The following is a 5000-nucleotide window of genomic DNA, read 5'->3' as shown; positions in this document are numbered from 1 at the left end:
CGATGGGCAAGGTCACGTGATTACCAAATCCGGTGTGTAAGACTGCATCACCCTCCAAAGTGACCGCTGTCAGATTTAACTCAGCGTAGCGCCGGGAAAGCGCCTTCTCTCCAGCATAGGCGGCAAATGGCGCGCAGCGCTGGTAATCGCTCAAGCGACGCAGGCCCGGGTTGAGCGAAAACGCCTGCCACTCGGCTTTTTCGGACAGCAACGGGTAGCAAGGCACGCCAGCGATCACCTGGCGATCGCCCAGGTGGATGTACGGGCTGTGGATGGCCAGGTCGTGGGCATGGCTGCGCAGCCACACCTGCAACAGGTTGGGGCTGACCTGCAGGATCGCCTGGGAGTCTTCGACGAAGCCCTGGCGATAGAAGTGCCAGTCGTCCTCGCAGTGGAAGATGTACGGCGTCTTCACCTGGCTGTAGGCCAGGTCGATAGACGGCAACTGGCCAAGCTGAGGCCGGTTGACGAACACCTTGCAGTGAGGCTTCCAATGCTCCGGCACAGCGTCATGCACGGCATCATCACCGGAATCCTCGGTGATGAACACCTCGCGAATGGGCGCGGTGTTGCAGCGATCGAAACTCTCAAGGGTGTCTTTGAGCAGGTCGAACCGCCCACAACTGGTCACGACGAGCGTGACGTCACTCTCATTTGAAAAGCGCACCGGACTCCCTCCGCATTGCGACTATCGGCTTTCAACACCCACTCCCAGGCGCGAAAGCTCTTGTTTAGATGCCCAGCTTCAGGCGCAACCGCTGCCACCCGGTCAAGGGTGGGTGGGGCCTGAGTGCCGGGCGCATGTGGTCGACGATGCTACGTCCAACTGCGCCGAAACTGAAACGGGAAACCGCCAGATGGCGGCCATTTTCTGCAATTTGCCGGGACAGTTCAGGGTCCGAACGCAAGCGGCGGAGCTTTTCCTGGAGCGTCGGGATGGTGTCATAGAACACCACGTTGTGCATGTCCTGCAGGCCCAGCGCGCGGTTCTCCTCCTCGCCCTGATCGTATGCCAGCAAAACACAGCCACAGGCCATGGCTTCGAAGTTCTTGATCATGTACTCGCCCATGCCGACATCGGCACTGACGAAAAAGCGGATACGGTTGAGCGTGTTGCAATAGTCCTCACCCGACTTGGTGCGGGTGACCACCAGGTTTTCGACCTGCCCCAGCTCATCCAGCAGCGCCTTGCGGCCGCTGTACGCAACACTGTTGGTGCTACCGACAAACGCCAGCTCGATGTCGCGCTCACGCCCCTGATCTGTCAGCAACTGCTCGTCGTAACCCTTGGGCACGAACACCGCATCGAAACCTTCCTGGCGAAGGCGCTCGCTGACCATGTAGCCAGAGCTGATTACCCGTGCCCACGGCAGTTGACGGTAATGGGCGCTGAACTTGCCGGTGTACTTGCACGGAATGTAGTTCTGATAGGCATCGTGTTCGAGGATGACCAGGTTCGGCACGGTGCGAATGAACGCCACCTGGCGAATTTCCTGTTTGAAGCGCAGGAAGAAGACGATGCGGTCATAGCGTTCGACCTGCACTTCACGCTTGAAATAGCGGCGCAGGTTGCGCTGGTCTTCGCTGGTCAGCCAGCGCAGGTCACACTCGCAGTTGGCCGCGACGCCATCGTACAGACGGTCGAGGATCGCCCGCTGTTCTTTCTGCACCAGAAACAGGACTTTCATTGCATTCCTTGGGCGCTCTGCGCCATCGCGGTCAACCATGGGGCGCGCCTACAGCTCACGCCGCCAGAACAGTTCGTGCCGGCGCACAGCCTTGCGGAAGAACTCGTTCTCCCCGTACGGCGACGGCTTGCGCCCTGCCAGCCAGCGCTGCAGCAAGCGGCGCAGTCGGCGCTTGAAGGGTGCAGGTGGCTGCAGGTCGTGCATCATGCCCAGGGCCATGGCCTTGTCGCGCTGGGTAGCCAGGCCCAGCACCAGGCTGCAAGGCGCCCAGGCCTGCCCGGTGCTCAGTTGCGGAGGCAAGGCCACACCATCGCCACTGTCGCCCATTGGCCAGCGGTCGTTGTCGTGCAGGTGGTTGGCGTAGCACAGTAAAGTTTCTGGCTGCCAGGCCAGTCCCTGCAGGGCTTCCAGCACGGCCGCCTGGGCGCAGATATGGTCAGGGTGCGGGTCGAGCTGCGGGTGCGGCATCACCAGCACTTCAGGTTTTGCCATGTCGAGCAACGCCCGCAGGTCAGCCAGCAGGTTGTTCCAGGTCGGCGCGCCATCCCGGTCGGCCGGCAGGGGAAACGGGTTGAACTGGCGGAATACGCGGATATCGGCCAGCTCGGCCTCGCGGGAGGCGGCTGGCTGTTCCGGCGCAGCCTGCATGGCGGGCAGCTGCAGGCAGAAATAACCCAACTGCACGCAGCGCGACTCCGGCACCCCGGCCCAGCGCGGCACGGCGATGCTGTCCCACGCGCGCAGGCGCCCCTTCAGGCGCGCGGCATCGGCCTTGTCCAGGCCCATTTGCTGATAGTGCTCGGCCTCGATTTCACCAGCGGTCAGGGTGACCACCCAGGTTTCGTCGGCCTGGCTGTAAAGGCCGTATGCGGCCAGCTCGGCGTCATCGGCATGTGGCGCAATCACCATCACCCGACGTCGCTGCAACTCGACCGGCGGGGTTATCCACAGGCGTGGCTGGCCTTGCAGCCGGCAATGCCGGCCGCGCAGGCGCAACGTGCCAGCCTGCAGGGGCGCAGCCAGGCCGGTCAGGTTGAGGAAGCGCACGCCATCGACGCCACGCTCGAAGGTTTGTCGGTCAGCCTGCTCGCCAGCCAGCAGTTCGACCGCCGGGTCGAGGAAGCGCCCCACCCAGCTACTTTTCAGACGCAGTTCAAGGATCAGGGTTTCTTCGCCTTGCAGCGCGCATTCGGCCTTGAGCAGCCCCCTCTCCAGACTGGCGCGGGCTTGCTGCGTGTACTCGCCGAAGTCGTAGGCATAGTCCTCGCCTGGCGCGTAGAACAGGTGATCGGCAAACCACGCCTCATGGCCGGCCCAGAGCAGCGGCAACAGCAGCAGCGGCAACCACCACCAACTCACTACTGCCAAGCCGACCAGCGCAACCACGCCTGCCAGCAGGCCCAGGCGCTTGTTGCGCCGATGGCGCTTGAGCAATTGCTGCTTGCGGCTCACGCCTGGTACACCGGCACGGGGTTGCACCAGCGATCCTTGTACTCGCGGTCGGCACGGCCGAACGAGAAGCGCAGCGGCTTGTTGCGGGCACGGGCGTCTTCCCAGGCGGCCTGGGTATTGAGGAAGCTCAGCACGCTGCCCGGGCTGAAGGCCTTGGTTTCCGGGTCGACCCCGCCATTGATGTACTCGACGCTGACCCACTCCGGCGCCTCGACCCGATAGACCAACTGGATGGCAATCGGTTTGCCGTCCAGCAACAGTACCGAGCCGATCAGCAACGCGCGCAGACGCTCCAGCACCTCGGCCATGCGTTCGGCACCGGTGGCCGGGAAGCCCCAGCGGCGCTGGAACAGGTCGCAGTACATGCTGGCAATTTCCCCAGCGCTGAAGTCACCGATCGGGCGTACCACGCCGCCCGCCTCTTCCAGCAGGCGCAATTCGCGACGCTGGTTGTAGCGAAACTTCTTCGACAGGTCTTCAGGGGCCCGAGCCATGGCCAGCTGCTCCGCCTGCGCCTTGAGCCCGCTGAAACGGCCCTGGTTCAGCTCGGACAGATAGCGCGCGGCATGGCGCAACGGGGCAGTGGCATCGGCCGCTGCAGGCAGAATGATTTCGGCATTGCCCAGGTCGAACAGGGCTTTCTTGCCAGCACGCTTGAGCACGTCCTTGGACAGCGCCAGGTGTCGTCCCCAAGTGGGGATAGCGGCCCTGAGCTCGCCGGCCTGATGCCAGCCCAGGTACCGCACCGGGATCTGCGCCAGCTCGGCCAATTGCTCGACCACCAGCGGATGGGTGGCGACACTGCCGCCAAAGCGCGCCCACGCCTCGGCATAGGTCGCAGCATCGATAGCTTGCCAACCGCGCTCGCGGAAGGCCTGGATACGATTGAGCATCAGGCCTGCCCCACCAGCGCACGCACCTGCGGCAACTGCCAGAAGGCCTCGCGCACTGCCTGGTCGGAGAACCGCTGTCGCAGGCGTTGCACCATGTGCTCGGCGCAGGCCTCGCGCTGCCCGGCGTCGAGCATGGCCATGTGCTTCAGGCCTTGGGCCAGCTGCGTTGCATCGCCCAGCGGGAACAGCATGCCGACCCCCTCGACCACTTCGCGCGCCCCGCCACAGGCCGTGGCCAGCACCGGCACGCCGGCGACCATGGCTTCGAGCAGGACCATGCCGAACGGCTCATGGTCAGAACTGAGGGCGAACACGTCGAACGCCTGGAAGTAGCGGCGCGCATCCGGCACCTGGCCCAGGAAGTCCACTTGTGCGCAGATACCCAGCTCCGCAGCCAGGGCCTTGAGTGTGGGCTCCAGGCGGCCTTTGCCGAGGATAGCCAGCCGGGCGCCGACCGGTAGCCCCGGCAGCGCCTGGGCAAACCCCCTCAGCAGGGTGGCCTGGTCCTTGTCCGGATGCAGCCGCCCGACGTTGCCGACGATCCACGCCTGCGCATCCAGGCCCAAGGCCTGGCGTGCCTCGGCACGTGGCACCAGGGCCGCCTGCAAGGCGTCGATGTCGATGCGGTTGTACAAAGTCTGGATACGTTCGCCCGGCCACTGCGGCAGGCAGCGACGCATGTCGTCACGCACCGCGTCGGACACACCCAGCAGGCTCAGGCGCTTGCTGAACAGGTTGGCGAACAACCGGCGGCCTTTGCGCTGATAATCGCCAAAGGCATGGTGCACCCCGATTACCGGCAGGCCCGTACCCAGCAGAGCCACATAGATCGGCTTGAAACGGTGGGCAATGCAGAATGCGAATTTGCGCTCGGCCGCGATCCGCCGTAGTGCGCGAATGGCGCCGAGCTTCAGCCCACGCACGGCCTTGGAGCTGAACTCCAGGAACAGCACCTCGTCCGACGCGC

General features: G+C 64.4%; 5 protein-coding genes. All 5 read right to left on the bottom strand.

What is annotated here, in order from left to right; translation table 11 throughout:
• On the bottom strand, positions 1-667 hold a 667-nt coding region (locus HP546_RS25770; RefSeq protein ID WP_172231314.1), incomplete at its 3' end, for a glycosyltransferase family 2 protein.
• A gap of 64 nt (positions 668-731) precedes the next feature.
• Positions 732-1688, bottom strand: coding sequence for a glycosyltransferase (locus HP546_RS25765; protein ID WP_172231311.1), 957 nt, complete (start codon positions 1686-1688; stop codon positions 732-734).
• A 48-nt stretch (positions 1689-1736) separates the two neighbouring features.
• Positions 1737-3140, bottom strand: a complete 1404-nt coding sequence (locus HP546_RS25760) for a PIG-L family deacetylase (RefSeq protein ID WP_172231317.1) — start codon at positions 3138-3140, stop codon at positions 1737-1739.
• Complete coding sequence (locus tag HP546_RS25755) at positions 3137-4033, bottom strand: antimicrobial resistance protein Mig-14 (protein ID WP_172231308.1); 897 nt, start codon at positions 4031-4033, stop codon at positions 3137-3139. Before HP546_RS25755 ends, HP546_RS25760 begins: the two co-directional genes overlap by 4 nt.
• A partial coding sequence (locus HP546_RS25750) for a glycosyltransferase (RefSeq protein ID WP_172231305.1) occupies positions 4033-5000 on the bottom strand: 968 nt, incomplete at its 5' end. The genes HP546_RS25755 and HP546_RS25750, both read right to left, overlap by 1 nt.

Source organism: Pseudomonas sp. CM25, from assembly GCF_013179705.1.
Taxonomy (GTDB): Bacteria; Pseudomonadota; Gammaproteobacteria; order Pseudomonadales; family Pseudomonadaceae; genus Aquipseudomonas.
This window is presented reverse-complemented; position numbering and strand designations above follow the sequence as displayed.